At 63.7% G+C, this 424-nt stretch carries 1 protein-coding gene; it reads right to left on the bottom strand.

Annotated elements, in window-relative coordinates; genetic code table 11:
* Positions 1 to 209: 209 nt before the first annotated feature.
* Positions 210 to 424, bottom strand: a 215-nt coding sequence (locus C0541_RS03070) for a CocE/NonD family hydrolase C-terminal non-catalytic domain-containing protein (RefSeq protein ID WP_274519086.1), incomplete at its 5' end; no start/stop codon positions are given.

Below are 424 nucleotides of genomic sequence, written 5' to 3'. Positions count from 1 at the left end.
AGCATCAGTCACGAGCACATGCATGCACCCCGACACAATCATCCGCAATCCAAGGCACCGATCAATCGACAGCCATCTGCCGGCTTATCGTCTTACGCACGCGAAGCGGCATTTCGCACAGAAGTCCTGCCCACACGCCCAAGCACGCTCCCATCCGACGAGACTCGGCAGCCTCCTGCCACCGAGTCTCTTCAGTATCGAAAACAAGCTCACCGCAGCGGCACATTCAACACCGATGGCGTCGCCACCGGCGACGTAAAGGTAAGCGTGCCGCCACCGTCGCTGGCATCGGTGTAGCGCGCATCGCGCGTGTCGACCACCAACACCAGGCGTTGGCCAGCCGGGATCTCTGCTGCGGCCGCCTGCAGCGCCCACTCCAGTGTCACCGGCGTACCGGGCGTTGCGCCGCGCAGCGAATACGGCG

The sequence above is a fragment of the Xanthomonas arboricola genome (assembly GCF_003353015.1).
Classification (GTDB): domain Bacteria; phylum Pseudomonadota; class Gammaproteobacteria; order Xanthomonadales; family Xanthomonadaceae; genus Xanthomonas; species Xanthomonas arboricola_E.
This window is presented reverse-complemented; position numbering and strand designations above follow the sequence as displayed.